The organism is Pseudobacteriovorax antillogorgiicola (assembly GCF_900177345.1).
GTDB classification, from domain to species: Bacteria; Bdellovibrionota_B; Oligoflexia; order Oligoflexales; family Oligoflexaceae; genus Pseudobacteriovorax; species Pseudobacteriovorax antillogorgiicola.
In genome coordinates this window covers 1-18,436 of sequence record NZ_FWZT01000026.1, presented here as the reverse complement: position 1 = coordinate 18,436, position 18,436 = coordinate 1, and the positions used below count along the sequence as shown (strand labels likewise).

Sequence of the window (18,436 nt, the reverse complement as noted above, 5' to 3'; positions counted from 1 at the left end):
ACTTAGGACGTTTTCAAAAGGCTGACCCTATGGTTAACGATTTCCTTAAGATATTTTCGGATAGCTGGATGAAATTTAAATCGGCAGTCCCTTCTTATGATAAAGCTCACTACAGTAAGCAGGTCGAAGCTGTGCTTCGTTGCAGCAATCCTGAATTTGGTTTTTCGTAATATCTCTGCCTTAACTGTGGCAAAGACAGTAGTATTGTTGCTCACTCCTGCAAGTCCAAATTTTGTTTGAGGTTCGGAAGAGTTGATGGCGAGAACTTTGCTCAGTCCATCGCCGCTAAACTCTACGAAGATGTGGACTATCAGGGGTAGTGTCGTTTTTTCAGAGAGCGGGAGGAGCACTCAATTTGAATCTTTACTATCATCTTTTGGTCTTGGATGGTCTTTACACTACAGGAGAAGATGGGAGCCTAATTTTCACTCGTGTTCCAGGGGTTGAGAACGATGAGCTGGCCTGCGTCGTGCGGGGAGTCTCTCGCCGAGTGATCAAGTATTTGCGGAAGACGGGGCGTTTATTAGAAGACGGTGAAGAGGTTTATATCGGTGATGGAAGCTATGAAGAGCATGAAGCGCTATCTCACTTGAAGAGAGCTTCAGTTTCTAGCCGGATTGCTTTGGGAGCAAGGGCTGGTCTAAAGGTGCGAAGAATAGGAAGTAGCTTCGGATTTGAGGAGGAAATACCTAAAAGTCATTCTTATGGTTGTGTCTCCATGAATGGATTCTCGGTACATGCTGCCACGTCAATCCAGGCCCATGAAAGAGATCGATTAGAAAAGCTTCTTCGTTACTTGGGTCGTGGCCCAGTGTCTCATGAGCGTATAAGCCTAGATGAAAATGGCAATACCCTCTACGAACTGAAAAGCTTCAATGGTGGAGCGACTCATGTCATGTTTTCCCCTATGGAGTTCATCGAGAAATTAGCATCGATGATCATGACTTAGTTTCTCGAAAGTTTAGCTTCTAATCTTAAAACATCTTTTTTTGACTGCTCTGTTAATTCGTGATCAGGTCCTAGAACTTTTAGCCGAATTCCGAAAGTATCCTTATAGTAATTTAGAGCAATTCCAAGCTGATGCTTCTCTTCGAAGGACTTGCCTAAGTAGCGTTGAACCAAAGCCGTTACCTTATGATTCTGACCAAGTTGCTTTTGGGATAGGGCAAGGGCTTTTTGATGGTTCTCAATAGCCTTATCCCAGTCACCTTTTTTTGCCCATGCAGATCCAAGGTTGTGCCAACTTGAAAGTAGGCGAGGGTGATCTGGACCTATGGCTTTCACATAAATTTTTATGGCCTGAGCAAAAAATTCGATCGCTTTATCATAGACTCCTTTTTGATACCAAACCGTTCCTAGGTTATTCAATCGCTGGGCAACATCGGAGTGGTCATTGCCTAGTGTTTTGCGACTGATGGCCAGAGCGTTTTTATAACATAAGATCGCCTCTTCATATTCCCCTTTATCGTACCAAGCACTGCCTAGGTTATTCCAGTCAACAGCTACATTTGGATGATCTTCGCCATATGTTTTTAAATTGCTGCTCAGCGCCTTTTCGTAGTAATAAAGCGCGCGATCAAATTCACCTTGATTATGCCAGGCACTCCCTAAATTATTCCAATGGTTTGCAACTCTAGGATGACTGGCACCCAGAGTTTTCATACTACTATCAAGAGCCTTTTCTAAATACTCGATTGCTTTGCCACTATCACCTTTTTCAGCCCAAGCATTCGCCAAGTTATTCCATCGACTTGCCACCGAAGGGTGATCTTTGCCCAGCCTTTTCAAGTCGCTGGCGAGGGCCTTTTCGAAGTACTGAATAGCCTGATCATACTCACCCTTGCGATAGAGAACACTGCCTATGTTATTCCACTGATCCGCAACGATAGGGTGATTCCGGTCAAAATGTTGTACTGATTCTGCAAGAGCCTTTTTGAAGTAGTTTAGAGCACCTTCGTACTTATCAAGAGCCTCGGAGGCAACGCCCTTGGCTTTTAAAATATTCAGGTATCTTTGGAATTTTTCATCGTCCTCAGTAGGAAGGTGAAGCAAGGACTGGTTTAAATAATCCAAGGCTACTTGGTAATCACCGGTTTCAATTTTCAACAATCCTAAGTAAAAATAGCTGCTGCCAATCGGAGGATTATCTTTCCAAGAAAGTTTTTGCTGAATCTCTAATGCTTCAAGATGCAAGGTCTCGGCATCTTGAAGCTGTCCCGTTTTTTGCTTGATCCACCCCAAGTAGTTGAGACTTTCAGCCACCTCGAAGCTATTACGAGAAAATACCTTAAGGCGAATACCTAGTGAATCGTTAATCAGCTTTGCAGATTCCTGATAAAGTCCAAGTTTAGCATAGATACTACCTAAGGTATGCATCAATGAAGCTTGTATAACAGTCTGACCTGCGAGATCAGATTGGATGCTTTTTACACCTTTCTCTAGGAGCTGTGTTGCAGTTATCCCCGTAGCAGCGGTATGCTGCTCGCGCTTCAAGTGATCAAATTCATCGGTGTAAGGATCGGTGAAGGAGAATAGTTGCACCAAAAATTCGCTGATCTGACGATTCCTTGCAATTTCCTGTTTCAGTTGATGACGATCGTACTGGTAAAAGCCTGCTAGAAAAAACACCATCACGATCGTTGCTAGTGAAAGTACCTTGTTTCTGGCAGCAAACTTTCGACTGCGATACCAAAGGGAATCTTTATGGGCGAGCACGGTTCGATTTTCTAAGTATCGACTCAAGTCAGAGTGTAGGTGATCCACGGATTGATAGCGCCGATGGGGTTCCTTTCTTAGAGCCATCAGCACAATATTATCAAGATCTCCTTTTAAGTGACGCGCTAAAGATTGCTTTCGCATAAACAATAATTGTGACAATTTTCTGCGCTTTTGCTGGGCTTGCTGGGCTTGCTGGGCTTGCTGGCTTTGCTCGAGGCGTCTTACCCGTCGGCTTGGCATGTTGGGGAAGTGTTCGTAAATCTGTTTTTCCAACGCAAATGAAGACTTGCTATGGGCCTCATGATAGGGACTGAACCCAGTCAGCAATTCATAGAGCATCACCCCTAAAGAATAGATATCTGTTGCAGTTGTGAGCGCGGCACCACTAACCTGTTCTGGACTTGCATACTTTAATGTCATTGGCTTACCACTGGCGGCTGTTGTGTGGTTATCAGCCGCGCTATCCAATATTTTGGCGATGCCGAAATCCAAAATTTTAGGTTCACCATCTGCAGTGACAAGAATATTAGATGGCTTGATGTCGCGATGAATGATTAAACTGCGATGGGCGGTACTGATACCTTGGCAAACCTTCATAAAAAGCCGAACGACTTCTTTAACCGAAAGCTTTTTAGCCTTGCAGTACTCGTCTATGCTCAAGCCTTCGATATATTCCATCGTAAAGTAAGGGTGGTTCGACGGCGTGACACCACCATCTAGTAACTTGGCTATGTATGGACTCGACAATTGAGCTAAGATTTTGCGCTCATCAAAAAAACGGCGGATAATCTGCTTCTGACCGGGAGAACTCCGTACTAGCTTTAACGCCACATACTGGTCGAAGTTGTCATCATCACGGTTGGCAAGGTAGACAACTCCCATACCCCCGAACCCGAGTTGGCGGATAATCCGGTAAACACCAACTTTGCTCCCGATACTAATAGAGTTTTGCTCATCCGACGAGTGATACGATGAAAAATCGCCGATGCCTTTCGCGTGCTTCTCTAGGAGGTCCATATCCTCTTTAGACACCAATCTCGCCAGTAAAGACTGGTTTTCTGTTAATGAGTGATGTTCTTGATGACTAGCAAGTTCCAGGGCGTTTTGCGCGACGCGCTCTTCGATCGACTCACCACTGTTTTCGCTGTCAAGCATTTGCCAGACCGCATTACGAATCGATTCATTGCTGCAATTTAGGCTAAGATAAGCGCTCCGCTCGGAGGCGGGAAGCTCAAGCACGTGGTTGAAATGATCCTTAATTTCCTGCCAGGCTTCTTTATTCATAGTCAATCTTAATACTGGAATATCTGGGTTCTAATGTTTGAGCCGCGACGTGATCCACGCTCGGGAGGTTCGAAGTTCTCGATCAACTGTTGCCACTGAAATGCCCTCTAGCTCGGCAATTTCTAGTCGTTTGAGTCCACCAAAAACTGATAGCTCGAAAATTTTACCGGCTCTCTCGTCGAACTCACTAAGCTTCTTTAGTAAACTGTCAATTTCAACAATGTCAAAATTACTGTCGACGCTCTCAGCATGCCACTCTTCCAATTCGACCAAGCCTTGACCGCCGCCTCTTTTCTCACTTTTACGAGATCTTGCATGGTCCACCAAAATTCTGCGCATGATATTTGAGGCAAGGGCGAAGAAGTGCTTGCGGTTTTCAAGGTTGAGTTCAGCGTCAGCAAGCTTCATGTAGGCTTCGTTGACGAGGGCAGTCGCTTGAAGGGTATGCTCCTGCCTCTCCGATTTCATGTGTTTATATGCTATTTTACGCAACTCTTTATAAACAGTGGGTACCAACTTATCGAGCGCTGATTTATTGCCCCTGCTATAACTACTTAATACCTCTGTGAAATCTTGCATCATCGATTCTCCACCGACAAATTTTCTTTTTTTTTGATAGCTTTTGCACTAGCTGTGCGCATGTACTAGTGGATGATTAGCTATTCCTCGACTCGAAGTCTCTTAGAACAAACCCTAAGCTCGTTTGCTGGCGCTATTCAGCTTTCACGTATAGTTCGATCAGTTAAGGTTAGTCAAGTCAAGGATATTATGGCCTACTTCGTGGTGCCCCCAGTTTAGTGGCTACGAAAGCTTTGACTCGCGGGCAAAGAAAATATCTCGTTATTATCGAACCTTATTCGCTGAAACAGAGAAAAATTAATTTTTATGACAGCTTTTCAAAACCCCTTACGCTTGTAGTGGTGAAGCGATTGTGAATCAGTCGACAAACTAAACCAACATAACGATAAGGATTGAAAAATGAGAAAAATTGCATGCGCACTTATGTTAGTTAGCCAATTGACAGCGGTTTCAGCGTCGGCAGCAACTGAGATTAGCTCGGTTTACAAAGAGCAAAACCTTCAGTTTGTGTACACAGATGATGTTAAGGTAGATGGCAGTATCTACAAGAATGATGGCGGTCGTATGTATGTCGATGGTGATCTTGTAGTGAACGGTTCTGTGTATAAGAATTCGATGATTATCGAAGTTACTGGTGACTTGATCGTATTTGGTGACCTTTACAAAAATGATCACTTGTATATCGGTGGCAAAGTCACCGTCATGGGAGAGCAGTACGGAAACTCATTTTAATGAGTTGTTTGGTGATCTACCTGGAAACTAGCCTCCCAATAGGAGGCTGGCTTTCTCCGAATTTTTACGGATGCGGTTTATAGCATTTACTCATCGTTGGTCCTATGATCAAAGCTCGCGAGGGCTAAAACCATTCTCTTGCGCTTCAAATCAAAACTGCTACGATTCATGTTCAAAAGCTTGGCAGCATCAATTAGATGTTTAGCAAAAAGCCTTTTTTAAGGAGATCTGCATCGATCTCAAATTAGGCTTTTGCCCTTGGAAGCTAGGGCAGCGTCTCTTTAACACTAGGCTCAAGACCATCAATACGTACTCTAGGTCTAATGGTAGGACTGCCTGCCGCAAGATATGTAAGCGCCAAATCTAGGGCCCGTTGAAGAAGAAACTTACATCAGCAATGCTTTCATCATCGAAAATGCATGGAGGCAAAATGAGACAAAACGAAGAAAAGCAAAAGTTCTGGAATACGCACATCGAGGCGCAGAAGGCATCAGGTCTATCAGCAAAGAAGTACTGTGAACAGCAAGGGCTTGTTCATCACAAGTTTCGATACCATCAAGCTAAGAGGCGTAAAACTTCCAAGGTATTATCCAACCCGAGGTTCTTACCTGTCAGAATAGAAACCAAGCAAGCTGTGACTCTAGAGGTTTCTGGCATTCGTATTGGCTTCGACCCTGAGACGCCTGCTGCCACGGTAGCGGCCATCATTTTGGAGGTCTCGAAGCAAAATGAAGTCTCCTGATCAATTTGATGAGATTCTAGTTTACTCAGAACCTGTTGACATGAGAAAGTCATACTCAGGGCTGAGCCAATTGGTCCAAACGGCCATGGGCAAGAGCCTCTTCGCAAACAGCCTATTCGTCTTCAGCAACCGCAATCGAAATATGATGAAGTGTCTCTATTGGCGTAAGGCTGGCTTCGCTATCTGGGGGTATCGATTAGAAAAGAATAGATTTCATTGGCTTAAGCCCGATGACAACGGAGACGCCTCACTTTCACCAGATCAGTTTCGCATGTTGATCGACGGCTGCGACCTAACTGCTATGAAGCCTCATTCTCCACTTGAACTAAAGCGCTCCTTTTAGACAGACTCGGTCTCGCTATGAATGAGACCGCCCTTCCCAATGATGTAGAATCCCTAAAAGCCATGCTAATTGAGGCTCAATCTAAGATTGCGAGTCAAGCGAGTCTGATTCAAGACTTAGAGGTTACAATCAAGGAATTTATGGCTAGGAAGTAATGGCGGTCAAGCACGCAATATAGTCATAGATGCTAGAAAATCCGGTCTATCAAGAGTCGATGCACAGCGAGGAATTTTTAGATCTCTTGGCGCAAATCCTGGCAAATTAGACTATATCATTGTAATAGGTGAGGACTACTTAGTAGGCTATGGCCCCCTAAAGTGAGGTTTGAAGAATTGAGTAAAATTAAGTGTTTATGCGGAAATGTAATATCTAACGTATCTGCACCTTCCAATACAGATGGTTGGATATCAGGAGACGTGGCCAATGAACATTCTCAAGAAGACTTTAGGAATCTTGTATCAGCTCTACTTCAAACAGTGAATGAAGTGGAAAGATCTAAGTTTCTTACCAAGTTATTCGGGGAACTCTATCCCACAGATCTGCACGATAGTGAAGTAATTGATGATATTAGAGATAAAGTCTTTTCAAGTAGAGCAAAGTCAGTCGCTGAATGTAATAAATGTGGAAGGATCTGGATACAGCTGACTGCTGGAGGGCAGGATTACGCTTCATTCGCACCCGATTCAGGTGACGAGTGTTTAGGTATCTTAAAGTTTTAGATTTCACCATTTCCAACCTCATAGTCGGATGGACACTAGTTAATATGTCATTCAATCGGGGATTATTTATGAATAGAGTCATCATTCCACTTCTAAGTATTGTAATTATGACGAGCTGCTCGTCGTCAGATGAAAGTGAATCACCTAATCCTGTCGGTACTCAAAACCGCTTAAAGAAAGATAATGATAGCTCGGCAGACTCTTTCGAGTCTAAGAGCGAATCACCGACAGACGTCAAAATTCAGCCAATGCCAGTATCCGGTTTCAGTGATAAGAATTGGCTTGACGTATCATATGAAAAACGATGCCTTAACCTCGTTGCTTTCGTTGAAACGTACAAACAGCAATACCTACAAGATGAGGGTTTTAGTTTATCTATTTTATGTGACGAACCTTTTCCGAGAAGCAACTACACAACCAGCTATGTGATGACAACCCAAGTTTTTGAAGAGCCTGACATTACAGCTCTCGAACTTGAGTCAGAAATCATTCTCAAACTGAATCAGAACTCCGAAGACACTGCTATGGTGCAGCACTGTATAAAAAAAGGTCCTTGCGCAAGCAGCTTAGAATCTGTTTTGAAGAACTTTCAAGTACAAGGGTTGATGCCGTTCGCTATTACATTTGATAACTACATTCAAAACCCCAAGCAGAACGAAAAGTTAGTAATAGGCCAGCCCCAAAACGAGTTTATAGCAGAAATACAGTCTACTGTTTTGAATGAAGGCTTCGAAGTCGAACGGTGCGACGGGCGGAAAATAAAAGCTGAACTTATCGAAGATTCCGAAGAAAATGTAGTAAGCGGCTCAGTCAGGTTTCTAGATGCTGACCCATCAACTTTCCATCCAATTGATGGCATCATAACAGGCCCAGGGAAAACGAAATTTTTCTTCTTAAGATTTACTAGTGTTAATGAGTTGCTAGCATCTTCAGATGTAACTTATGAATTTATCGGTAGTAACCTCATATTTAGACGTTTGATCCAGAATACCAGCCCAGAGGCTGAGGTTATGGCGATTCTACAACATTACAAAGAGGGAACACTGCCAGATTGCGTGTAGTAAACAAGCTCTCTTCGGAAAGAGAGTGTGTGGACTAAATGCCTTAGGCCTTTCGTGGAGTGCTTACGCTCGGACTACCAAGGCTATAAGCACGGCCAAGAGCAAGACTGATGGTCTTATCAATGCTATTGTTCTTTAGTGCAAGATTCGCCTGCTTTAGTGTCGTACGAGCCTCAATGATTTGCTTTTCTATAAATTGAAATAGGAATTGATTCAACTCCGTCTCTATTTTTTTTTGAGCAGATACCTTACTTTTATCGATAACACTTTGAAAATCTAAATTCATATGCGCTGGCTCATCATAGTGCTTTTTATGCCTCCGAACCTAAACGATATCATTAGTTGGAGCTACCATTCCTTGACATGGTTAATGGCCTCGTAGATAGTAGCACGAGTCAATAAAGTAGATATAACTATTTGACGGATTGGTGGCCCTTACCTCAGTAATTTGGGCTTGGATTCCAGGGGATTTCTAGATGAAGACAGTCGATTCAAACGAGATGCGATTTCTTAATTCGAGCACGATCATGAAAATTATCTGGTCGAGTGTTGGCATTTCAAGAGCAGACCTGTCTCGAGCCACTGGGATGTCACGGTCTTCTATCTCTGATATTGTTTCGACCCTGATGGAGCAAGGCTTGGTGAAAGAGGTCGGGGATGGAGAATCAAAAGGTGGCCGCAAACCCCGTATCCTCAAGTTCAATGACAATGTCCATCAAATTCTGACTCTAAGCATTGGCCGTCGCAGCTCTCAGATTGGTCTGATGAATTTGCGAGCTAGTATAAACAACGTCGAAGTTCTCGACTACGGCTTGATTCATGGCCCCGATGCAGTTTTGGGCCGGATCAAGGAAGACCTTGCAGCTTATATGAAGCGCCATCATCTCAGTGATGAGAAGGTTCTGGGAATGGGAATTTCGCTGCCATGTCCAGTGAAAGAGGAATCGGCACCCCTGCTTTCCGCAGTGCTTTATCCCGACTGGGCGCAGGTGAACCTATTGGATGAGATCAGTACCGTGACATCCTGTGCGATATTCTTTGAAAATGATGCGAATTTAGGAGCCTTGGCAGAAAACTGGTGGGGGGCTCGCCGCGATCAGGACTTAATATATGTGGCAGTGTCGGAAGGCTACGGTGCTGGAATCATCATCGATAGACAAATTTTCCGTGGGCGCCATGGGATGGCTGGTGAAATCGGTCATATGATTATAGACTCATCAAGTGGTCAATGGCATCGAGGAATTCAAGGTAGTCTTGCCAGTTATATCGTAGAGGAAGCCTTGGTTAGGATCTACCAGGAGCAAGCTCAGCTCCAAGGCCGAGATGTGGGCGACGATATGAATCTTGAGAGCATCGCTGCAGCACTCCTACAGGATGATAAGGCAGCCATGGCTACTATTGATCACCTCTGTCATTATCTAGCCATCGCGTTGACAAACTTGGTTCATATCTTAGATATCGGTACCATTGTGCTAGGGGGCACCCTAGCTCGATTTGGCGAGATTTTCTTCGCGAAACTACGGCAAAAGATGGCTGAGCACAGCTTGTGGTCGGATACCATCAAGCTTTCTGTAGAGCCTTGCTCAGTTGGTCAAAACCAAATACTCGTTGGCGCGGGAACTCTTGTTCTGGATGCGTTTCTTGGTGGCCGCCTAGGAAAACCCCAGATCCAAAGCTCGGCAACTCTTCATTAGTGAGAGACAAGCGTATTGCTTTAAGCGACCAACCCCGATCATCGCTGGATGATCGGGGGTATTGCTTACTGGGCGATAGACGCTTCGTAGATTGACTTCAACTCTTGGAAAAAGCCTTGAAACTCAGGAATCTCTTGCTTCCATAGAAAATCAGGGCGATTGCTGCTGATCCATTTACCACCGATAATTTTGCCTGCTGCGTCTAGCTCTAGGAAATAGCGGTAGGTTTTCGTTGCTGTAGAGTCTACATCATCTGTATTCTCTACTGAGTAAGAGATTTCAGTGGTGTAATCCATCTCTGTAACAACTTCTACGATCTTCGTCGTGTTTCGTGCCGCATCGCTATAGACTTCCTCCGACTCGCTGAGAATAGTGCTGCGATAGCCTTCTACGGCCTGGTTCCAAACTTCGAAGTCCCGTGTCACGTCTACGATGAAGCTTTCGTTCTTGTTGGAAATTTGGTTTGCGAGAACGATATGGAATGACCCAGCGTTAACATCACGGCACTGGATAGCTTCCATAGATCTGTTTCGCTGCTCTTCTGTGATTTCTCCAGAGCGCACCTGCTCATCTAGTTTTGCAAATTCAGTGTTGCAACGCTCACCGAGAAAGTATGTCCGATTGCCGTTATAGATATGAAGAAAGTAAGTCAAAAGCGCTTTAACATCAGAGGCCCCGAATGGGATTTCATAAGCACCCGTGCGGCTCTTTAAAGTGACTGGCTTGGGGCTTCGGTATGCGATAGTTGCTGGAGCCCAGGCGTGACAAAGGCCTTCCCACGCTGGAATCTCGAAATTCTCGTCGTAGTCTTTGCTGGTCTTCACAGTTTTCATGATGCGCGTGCGCCGACGCTCGTAGTCCGTAAGCGAGAAGCTTAGGTCTTCACGGAATAGGTCGTATTTTTCAGCTGGTGATAGGCTGCTGAGGTCAGCATTCGCTAAGCTGGCTGGGTTGTGGTAGTCATAGGAGTACAAGGCTTCGTCTGTCCAGTAAGATCCCTCTTCAAGCATCCAGCGATAGGTTATGCCACCCTTGTATGTTGGCCAATAGTCACCACTCCAGGGCTTTGGTGCAAGTGTGCCTTCGAGGGGCAAGTTAGCGAACTCATGGTCATAGCGGAACCTTTCGGCCATGATTTCGGGGCGGTTCTTTTGATTCCAACGCTCTTTCAAACCAGATGAATCTGACTCACTACAGGATGAGCTAATGATGCCAAGAAGTGCGAGGCTACTGATAAAGGATTTCATAGGATGTTCTCTCTTATTGTGAATGCGATACCACAATCGGGTTAGTTCCCAATTTGTGTTCAGGGTGGTTATCACAAAAAGCTCACAATGGAAATACTTGGCCGCCAGTTATGACATTTTTTTTCTGGCAGAAACCATCGTACTTGGGAAGTCTTGTAAGCATTAATGACATGTTTTTCCGTGCTTCACTGGGGAATCGAGGTGGCTTCCAACCGAAAAATGTTTCAGACTTGGACATAAGAAATAGACTTAGAGCGGTGATTAGTTTAGAGTCGTCTGCATATCATACGAATAACAGAAATTTCGAGTCTCTAAGCCTACCTTATGGAGCCGATCCAGGTTGCATGTATCGATTGTTAGATGATCGCTACTAGAATTCAGACTTAAAATTCACGTTATTTCTTTTGACAAATATATAAGGGAAAAATGATGTCAAAAAAACTTTATGTTGGTGGATTGTCTTACTCAACAACTCAAGATGAGCTTCATGATCTTTTTCAAGAGCAAGGTTCCGTGTTGAGTGCTGTCGTTATCACTGACCGAGATTCTGGTCGGAGTAAAGGTTTTGGTTTTGTGGAAATGTCTTCCGCTGACGAAGCAGCGAATGCTATTGAAGTTTTAGATGGTAGCAATGTAGGTGGCAGAAATATTACTGTCAACGAAGCCCGTGAAAGAACTTCAAGAAGTTCTGGAAACGCTCGTTGGTAAAATGAACTTTGGTGTCAGTGAGACACCAAAAACGACCTTCTGTTGGGACATGATTTGGATACCAATCAATGCTTTCGATCATTGACATTCTTTGCGAAACATTTACAATTCATGGCGAATCGTGTCGCTTCAAATCAATTGAACACGCATTTGAATATGCTTGAGATCATTTCTAAAAACTTCAAAAATTCACTTTAAAAATCCTGTCAAGCCCTCATAAAATAGGCCAATAGCAAACGATAAATAGCATTGTAACTATAAAATGTTCACTTAAGGTGTACATAATATCGGAAAGTGCCTTGTCCACAGTTTGACTAAACGCCTCGACTGCTTCAAAACTCGACCTGAGTTTGACTAGAAAAAACAAAATCAAAATTTAGAGCAAGCGTTTCGTATCATGCAATTCAGGAGAGAGTATGGGCTTAGGTATCATTGCAGCTACATTATTTGCTGGGCTATCCGCAGCAGACTTTACGATTACAATTGGTGAAATGGCAACGCAGGGCTCTTTCATAGATCCACACATCAACGATCGACGGCAAGTACTAAGCGAGAAGTATGAGAAAGCGCTATCCTTGCAAGATGAGTTTATCGATACCCTTCGTTCTACGCAGCGACAGGTGCAAGCCACATCGATCTCGATTCAATCGAATCGACAAATTCTTCAAAATGTTGAAGATGTTTTTTCCTACATACCTGAAACAGTCGTTGAAGATTTGGAGTCACCAGAATTTACAGTTCATCAAGAAGTTCTCGACTACATTGTTGGTTCTCCACAAGTTCTTCTAGACTCATTTCCCAAGGAAGACCTCAATAAGTATTTTCGTAAGACTAGAACATTTGCCTTTCATCTCAATCAAATTGCTTTGGAGCATCTTGGCTTCGATGATTTGAGCTTGCAGGGAAAGCAAATGATTGCACCTACTGGGGCTCTTAAAAGGCCAATTAATATCTCAAACTTAAAAGTTCTTAGCGCCAGCTTGAAAACACGTATGAATGCAGCGATTTCAGTTGCGAGTATTGCAACGCAGATTCATGCCTCAGTCAAGCGAAGACAAGAAATTGATGCTACGATTAAAGGCTTGCAAAATGTAATCGATCTCCTTGAAGGGCGACTAGAGCCAAATAGTCAAGACTACAAGATTGAGGTTGATGAAGACTATGACAAGGTCATCATTAATTTGCCAGAACTACATCAGCTTCAAATTACTATCCAGGGTATCCGCAATTGGGATCTAGAAGTTTATCATGAGATGGCAGACTTTTTCTTTCAATCTCATCAAGAGGACGGTGACAAACTGCTAATAAACAGCAGTCAGGGTAATATTAAGTCAAATCTCTTCTATTCGATCTTTCTTCAGATTTCTAAGGACGGAGCAATCACTTCGGCTGATCAGATAACTTGGGTGAAGATGAAGGGTCAACAAAGCATTCTAGTGCCTCTTTTGATTGATGCTAATCTAGATCTCATTTTGCTATCGACCACTGCGAACGATAGCACGATCAGTGCTAAGGATATAACCCGCATTGTTCAGGCTTGTCAGAGTCTAGGTGATCTAGGGATGGATGTGGTTTATGACCATCTCCTTGATACCTTCGGTATACAAAATGAAATAGCTGACCAGGTTATTCTCAGTGACCTAGGTGGTCAGTGCAAATAAGCTTCCAATGGAAAGGAAAATGTCATGGTCAAAAAACTAATCGTACCATTAACAATCGTTCTAGGTGTCATTGTTGGACTTTACTATTTAGTAAGTCCTGAATCCAAGCCGGCTGGGACTATGGATGGAGATGCGAAGCAACACGCAGAATCATCGTCTGTCACTTCAAATCAAGGTGATGAAGAAGTTTCTGTCAGCCCAGTTGTTGTGAGTTCAAGTAAGGAGAAGGTCGATCTGCATCAGACGCCAGAATTTAAAGAGTATGCAGAGACAGCTAATCTTTACGAGCGTTTCGAAGGTTTGAAAGTGTCAATGAATTTTGCGCTTGGTGCAGTAGTTTCTCAAATGAACCTTGAAAGTCACGAAAAAGAAGAGCTGAGAGCTAAGATTGAAAAACTTATTCAATCAAATAGTCTTAAAGAGCATCTCTTGAATGCAATGAACGAAGATTTTACCGAGCAAGAAATTATGACCCTTGCCGAGATGTATCGAAATCAAGATATGATGCAAGTTACCAACCGAGAGCAAGAGCTTTTGGAACAAGGTCCTGAGCTTATGGAAAAGTTCATCTCACAGTATTCTGACGTGAATGTTATGGATAGTTTGAGAAAGGTTGCAGGCCAAAGGGTTGAAGAATTAGGCCTCTGGGATGATGCTCAACAGATTTATGGAGGTATGATGAGCAGCCTCGCCAACTCCATGGATTTAGAAAAGCATCATGTGTCACGGGAGACATTTCATCAAGTTTCAAAACTTATGATGGATGCTCAGAAAGATAGCTTCGATCTTGGCGTGATGTATCTTTACCAAGATCTTGGTCCAGATGCTTGGCCTAAGTTCGTTGCGAAGTACCAAAGCAAGGAAATGACGAAGGAAAGAAAGCTCGTCCATAGTGTCCTGGGCCGCTTTATGGAAGACGTTGCGTCAGCCATGGGATCATATACAGCTCAAGTAGCAAGTCAACGAGGGTAACTCAAAACAAGGAGGATTTCACAATGCCATTTTTTATTCCATTTATTGTTGGGGCGATAGCCGCAGGCTCCATAGGTACCAGTGTCGCAAACTCAGCTATGGATGGTGCTTTGTTTGCTCCAGAAATCAAGCAGTACAAGAAAGATATTGAGTCTGGTAAGAAGACCAATGAAAGTCTGATTTCTCAGATCGAGTCCATCGACAAGGCTTATAACAATAAAGTTACAAACCTTAACTCGTATCTCGATATTTCAAATCAGTTGAACGAAGAATTTCTGTCAGCCGAGTCAAAAGCTGCTGGGCAGGCAACTTTGGAGATGCTGGAGGCTTCGTCGATCTATAATCAGGCTAATTCTACGGTTCAGGGTCAACTGTCCATTGTTGCATCCACAGCGATTACAACCCTAGGGTCAGTGCAGCTACAGCAGATCCTAGGGAATGCCATGGCTGATACTCAGCTTGGCAAAGCAGCGGCGAGTAGTACAAGTTCATATCTTAAATCGGCAGGGAAAATGGCTCAGCAATCTGCCTACAGGGCCATGGTTAAAGCAAAGACGACCCTTCGCCTGACGAAGGTCGTTAAAATTGCGTCGCCAGTTGCGAAAGCGGGAGCTAGAATTGCTTCTTTGGGGTTAAAAACAAGCTCAGCTGCTGCATCCCGATTAGCAACCAAAGCTGCCGGGCCTTTGGGAGTGGTGCTCGATGTTGCCCTGATCGGTTTGGATGTGCACTTGTCCAAGGAGAGAGCGAAAGAGTATAAAAAACTTCGAGATGACATAAACGAAGCAAATCGCCAGCTGAGGGACATAAAGAAAGAAGCCAACCACATTACTGCAAAGCTTAAAAGCGATGAAGCGATGCTTCGTGGAGAGGTTTTGAACTTTGCCAAGTATGCTGCCCAAGTGATTCTCTTTAGTATGGATTCCCTTGAAGGTTTGCCTGCCAAGTTTCAAGATTTTGATCGAATCCAAAACTTAACATCTGTCAATAAGCAGGATCTCAGTCAGCTACTGCATTATATTCAAGATAACTTCGACGAGTTTTTTGAAGCAAGAGCCAACACCTATATTCATCTCATAGCAAAATATAAAGGCTACTTTATTCGTTGTAACGTTGAGCCCGATTACTTATTAAATCGTGTGCCTGTACTGGGTGCCTTTGGTCTAGAATTTACGCGATTCATATATGAAAGCTCGTTTACAGATGATTTTGTCGCAGCATTCGTACCCGAAACCTGTGAACTTGACCTAGATCACAACGATATCATCAATGGCTTTGAAGTGGTATCTGCTGACCTTCAGAACTCTAGCATTAGTCGTGTGTCATCCAAATATTGGGTATACACCGATGCCAATGGGGTAAGCCATCCTTATGGTGAGATCAATCGAGACGAATGGAGCGTTTACCTAAGATCAAAAAAGAATAGCGGAAAGTACCTGCAACTAGATCTATGGCGTGGTGAGTTGATTACTTGGGGAAATGGCCAGGATAGAACTGTGATCGACTTTGTTGAGATGCCTTATATCCACGAGAAGAAAGGCTTCGAAGCTATGACAGCCGCTCCATTTGAGCACGACATTGATCGACCAGGCCAGGATTATCGTAATTTGCAGACTCCCAATGCTATGGCTTGTAGTCGCGAATGTGCTAGCGACTCTGTTTGCCAGGCCTTCACTTGGACACCTTCTGGAAACAAGTGTTGGCTCAAGGATAAGGTACCAAACAAAGTGGTGAAGAAGTTCACTCATTTTCGCTCTGGAGTGAAGATCAAACATCTGCCAACTGTAAAAAAAGCAATTCGAATCGCGAATCCAAGATTTGCTCGACCTGTACTAAGAAGAGCAGCTCTATCACGACCATAAGTCTATATCGAGGAGCATTGAGGCTCCTATCTTAACTTTTAGAGAGGAAAGAAACCATGGCATTAGGTGCATTAGTAACAGCTGTATTTTTCGGAGGCATTGCCGTCGCCGATATGACAATCACAATAGGGGAGATGGCTAGCGACGGAGCTTTTATCAACCCTGAAATCAAGGATCGCCGGGCTCTTTTAGAGTCTAAGTATAATGAGGCTGTAGCCCTCGATGAGGTTCTGAAAGGTAAGGTCGAGGAGCTCTCGACTCTTACAACTAAAACAGATCTTTCTTTCAAAGCCAATCAGCAAATTATGGCGAACCTCAGTTCGCAATTCTCGAAGATTTCAGAAGTGTATGTTGACAATTTGGAAAATGGCACTTTCGATGCGATTTTGGATGGAACAATTCCCCCGTCTGAGATCGATCAAAGACTTTTTCAAGTTACAGACTACCTTGCTGGAGCTGGAGCACTTTCTGTTTCAGGGCCGGCAGCATTTAAGGCCTTTGACTACTATCGAAGGGGCGCGAGCTACTTTGATGATATCAGGTTGCATAAGGGTAATGTGAAGGTGCTCAAAGGTTTGAACTTTAGCGACAAGACAATTGTTCTCGCCAATGGCACTACAAGAGTTTATACCAAGGCGCAGCTCAAACAGAAGATTTTCAAAGGAAAGTTTGGCCTTGGGAAGATCGCTGCAAAGCGGCCAAGGCTATATGCTAAGTTCAAGTTGATGTCAGCGCGCTTCGCAAGCCCTGTGCTAGGCGCTATCTCAGTAGTTAGTATCGTGACGCAGAAATTGCAGTCTGACAATACTCTTGAGTATCTGGATTCCCAGATCTACGGATTGGATCAGTACATCCGTACCATCAATGGCATTGAAGACATAGAAGATGAAAGTGTTTTGGATGAAGAGGTAAATGGCGAAGAAGAAAACGGAATTCGATCAATTCCAGAAGCAGAAGCTCACATCCTAACTATGGAAGAGTATCGCGATTGGGATTTCGAGCAATTTCTTCAAGTTGTGCGCCTATTTGATTTGGCATATGGAGAATACAAAGAGGAGCTTTCAAACCTTCTTGATGATCCCGCAGTTTCCGGTGCAGATCAGGCTTTTCTAGGGGAGCTCATCAATGAATTATATAAGCCGGGCCAGCGCTATCCAGATGCAAACCCTAGATGTCGATTGAATATTCCAAACGCTGAAGCCTACACGCTTGCGGATATGTACTGTGTTCAGCATAAGTTTAGGGATTTCATCACTCAGGAAGGCCTTGAATTGATTGCTGCACTTATCGTGAAAGAGACTGAGACACTACTTGAAAAGGATGCTAACTCGGTAAGGAATTTCTGTACCAAGTCTCGCTACAAATTTTTCCCAGATCTCGACCTTTTCTGCTTCATGGTTGACAGCGCAGTGCCACTCTTTGCTATCGAGAAAGTTGTTAAAGATGAGTTTGAAGGTGAGCTTTGCAACGGTAGAGACTTCTTCAATCGCGATGGTGGCTCGGCGACCAGCTTGAAATTTACAGCAGCTGACTGTTCTTAGGTACGAATGTTTTAGTTTGAACCAACTATGACATTTTTAGGCGAATCTCCTTAGGGAGGCTCGTCTTTTCTCATTAAATCATGAGCTTTGGAAAACTTAGAATAGGACTACGAGCAAGAAGAAGATTGTAACCCACGCTAATAAGCCTAAGGCAGCACTTTTCCACCAAGAATTTTCAAGTGTATCCCAGATCTCCTTTTTTGTGACTTTCAGCCTTTTATACTCTATCGCGCAGAAAAAGTAGGCTCCTATGTAGACGAATATGTATTCTAAAAAATTGTGAGGTAGCGTCAAGAATTATGTGCACTTTGAGTCCATCAATCTGAAATTTCTCTAACCATAGACTGCTAACTTAGCTTCCTTCAATCGATCCATATCCATGTACTTCCTTGTACCCCACTTGGTCGAGGCTACATGCCTTAGCCTAGCAGCGGTCAACATGAGAGCTGAGTTGCCATCGGGGAAGTTGCCAACGACGCGAGTTCTCCGTCTAATTTCCCTCATGACCCTTTCGAGCATATTGTTGGTCTTGATCCGGGTCCAGTGTTCACGAGGAAAGTGGTAGTAGCTGAA

Annotated in this window: 19 protein-coding genes; 14 read left to right on the top strand and 5 right to left on the bottom strand. The window is 43.8% G+C overall.

Annotated elements, in window-relative coordinates:
* Nucleotides 1-319 precede the first annotated feature (319 nt).
* Nucleotides 320-949: a transposase gene (locus B9N89_RS25775; RefSeq protein ID WP_132324313.1), complete on the top strand. Its 630-nt coding sequence runs from the start codon at nt 320-322 to the stop codon at nt 947-949.
* Here B9N89_RS25775 and B9N89_RS25770 read toward each other — a convergent pair.
* Both B9N89_RS25770 and B9N89_RS25765 read right to left on the bottom strand, forming a co-directional pair.
* Nucleotides 946-4,002 carry a serine/threonine-protein kinase gene (locus tag B9N89_RS25770; RefSeq protein WP_132324315.1) on the bottom strand — a complete coding sequence of 1,019 codons (3,057 nt, stop codon included), beginning with the start codon at nt 4,000-4,002 and terminating at the stop codon, nt 946-948. The genes B9N89_RS25775 and B9N89_RS25770 overlap by 4 nt on opposite strands.
* 30 nt (nt 4,003-4,032) lie before the next feature.
* Nucleotides 4,033-4,584 carry an ECF-type sigma factor gene (locus tag B9N89_RS25765; RefSeq protein WP_132324317.1) on the bottom strand — a complete coding sequence of 184 codons (552 nt, stop codon included), beginning with the start codon at nt 4,582-4,584 and terminating at the stop codon, nt 4,033-4,035.
* A gap of 396 nt (nt 4,585-4,980) precedes the next feature.
* Between B9N89_RS25765 and B9N89_RS25760 the strand changes: the two genes are divergently transcribed.
* From B9N89_RS25760 to B9N89_RS25740, 6 genes are all read left to right on the top strand, one after another.
* Nucleotides 4,981-5,313, top strand: coding sequence for a hypothetical protein (locus B9N89_RS25760; protein ID WP_132324319.1), 333 nt, complete (start codon nt 4,981-4,983; stop codon nt 5,311-5,313).
* A 430-nt stretch (nt 5,314-5,743) separates the two neighbouring features.
* Nucleotides 5,744-6,055 (top strand): IS66 family insertion sequence element accessory protein TnpA, encoded by a 312-nt coding sequence (tnpA, locus tag B9N89_RS25755; RefSeq protein WP_132324321.1) that lies wholly within the window; start codon nt 5,744-5,746, stop codon nt 6,053-6,055.
* Nucleotides 6,042-6,398, top strand: a complete 357-nt coding sequence (gene tnpB, locus B9N89_RS25750; RefSeq protein ID WP_132324323.1) for an IS66 family insertion sequence element accessory protein TnpB — start codon at nt 6,042-6,044, stop codon at nt 6,396-6,398. The genes tnpA and tnpB overlap by 14 nt, the downstream gene beginning before the upstream one ends.
* A 17-nt stretch (nt 6,399-6,415) precedes the next feature.
* Nucleotides 6,416-6,553, top strand: a complete 138-nt coding sequence (locus tag B9N89_RS31545; RefSeq protein ID WP_159455639.1) for a hypothetical protein — start codon at nt 6,416-6,418, stop codon at nt 6,551-6,553.
* A gap of 261 nt (nt 6,554-6,814) precedes the next feature.
* Nucleotides 6,815-7,117, top strand: coding sequence for a hypothetical protein (locus B9N89_RS25745; RefSeq protein WP_132324325.1), 303 nt, complete (start codon nt 6,815-6,817; stop codon nt 7,115-7,117).
* 68 nt (nt 7,118-7,185) lie between these two features.
* Nucleotides 7,186-8,178, top strand: a complete 993-nt coding sequence (locus tag B9N89_RS25740) for a hypothetical protein (protein WP_132324327.1) — start codon at nt 7,186-7,188, stop codon at nt 8,176-8,178.
* Nucleotides 8,179-8,221: 43 nt separating this feature from the next.
* Here B9N89_RS25740 and B9N89_RS25735 read toward each other — a convergent pair whose 3' ends face one another.
* A complete protein-coding gene (locus B9N89_RS25735) occupies nt 8,222-8,464 on the bottom strand; it encodes a hypothetical protein (RefSeq protein ID WP_132324329.1) in 243 nt (80 codons plus the stop codon).
* Nucleotides 8,465-8,654: 190 nt separating this feature from the next.
* On the opposite strand from B9N89_RS25735, the gene B9N89_RS25730 reads away from it, so the two are divergent.
* Nucleotides 8,655-9,872, top strand: coding sequence for an ROK family transcriptional regulator (locus B9N89_RS25730; protein ID WP_132324331.1), 1,218 nt, complete (start codon nt 8,655-8,657; stop codon nt 9,870-9,872).
* Nucleotides 9,873-9,937: 65 nt separating this feature from the next.
* Here the strand turns inward: B9N89_RS25730 and B9N89_RS25725 are convergent, their stop codons facing one another.
* On the bottom strand, nt 9,938-11,119 hold the full coding sequence (locus B9N89_RS25725; RefSeq protein WP_132324333.1) for a hypothetical protein: 1,182 nt from the start codon (nt 11,117-11,119) through the stop codon (nt 9,938-9,940).
* Between the two features lie 110 nt (nt 11,120-11,229).
* Here B9N89_RS25725 and B9N89_RS31995 point away from each other — a divergent pair, with 110 nt between their 5' ends.
* The 6 genes from B9N89_RS31995 to B9N89_RS25700 all read left to right on the top strand — a co-directional run bounded on the left by B9N89_RS31995 (nt 11,230) and on the right by B9N89_RS25700 (nt 17,863).
* Nucleotides 11,230-11,493, top strand: a complete 264-nt coding sequence (locus B9N89_RS31995; RefSeq protein WP_132324335.1) for a hypothetical protein — start codon at nt 11,230-11,232, stop codon at nt 11,491-11,493.
* A 55-nt stretch (nt 11,494-11,548) separates the two neighbouring features.
* Complete coding sequence (locus B9N89_RS25720; protein ID WP_132324337.1) at nt 11,549-11,827, top strand: RNA recognition motif domain-containing protein; 279 nt, start codon at nt 11,549-11,551, stop codon at nt 11,825-11,827.
* 416 nt (nt 11,828-12,243) lie between these two features.
* Entirely contained in the window at nt 12,244-13,488 is a 1,245-nt protein-coding gene (locus tag B9N89_RS25715; protein ID WP_132324339.1) for a hypothetical protein, read from the top strand.
* A gap of 24 nt (nt 13,489-13,512) precedes the next feature.
* A complete protein-coding gene (locus tag B9N89_RS25710; protein ID WP_132324341.1) occupies nt 13,513-14,460 on the top strand; it encodes a hypothetical protein in 948 nt (315 codons plus the stop codon).
* Between the two features lie 23 nt (nt 14,461-14,483).
* On the top strand, nt 14,484-16,322 hold the full coding sequence (locus B9N89_RS25705) for a PAN/Apple domain-containing protein (protein WP_132324343.1): 1,839 nt from the start codon (nt 14,484-14,486) through the stop codon (nt 16,320-16,322).
* A gap of 56 nt (nt 16,323-16,378) precedes the next feature.
* Nucleotides 16,379-17,863 (top strand): hypothetical protein, encoded by a 1,485-nt coding sequence (locus B9N89_RS25700; RefSeq protein WP_132324345.1) that lies wholly within the window; start codon nt 16,379-16,381, stop codon nt 17,861-17,863.
* A gap of 333 nt (nt 17,864-18,196) precedes the next feature.
* Here the strand turns inward: B9N89_RS25700 and B9N89_RS25695 are convergent.
* Nucleotides 18,197-18,436, bottom strand: a 240-nt coding sequence (locus B9N89_RS25695) for a transposase (RefSeq protein WP_200820793.1), incomplete at its 5' end; no start/stop codon positions are given.